This window comes from Arthrobacter halodurans (genome assembly GCF_041877255.1).
Lineage (GTDB): Bacteria > Actinomycetota > Actinomycetes > Actinomycetales > Micrococcaceae > Arthrobacter_N > Arthrobacter_N halodurans.
Window position 1 is genome coordinate 1 of record NZ_JBHDLJ010000045.1, and the last position, 252, is coordinate 252.

General features: G+C 79.4%; 1 protein-coding gene. It reads right to left on the reverse strand.

Annotated features, from left to right (window positions below; genetic code table 11):
- A partial coding sequence (locus ACETWP_RS17360; RefSeq protein ID WP_373973538.1) for a hypothetical protein occupies window positions 1-252 on the reverse strand: 252 nt, incomplete at both ends.

The window sequence follows — 252 nt, forward strand, 5'->3', positions numbered from 1 at the left end:
GACGGTCTCGGGCGTCGGTTGCGGGGCGGGGTCGTTCCAGAAGTCCTCCCACGCGTCGTCGGCCGGGTCCCCGCACGGGTTCCCCTCCGGGACGGCGGGCTGGACGGCGGCCGCGGCCTGGACAATGGCCGCGGCGCCGGCCTGGACGCCGGTTTGGTCGGTGGCCGCGGTGCCGGCCTGGGCGGTGGCCGCGGCGGCCTGGACGCCGGTTTGGTCGGTGGCCGCGGTGCCGGCCTGGGCGGTGGCCATGCC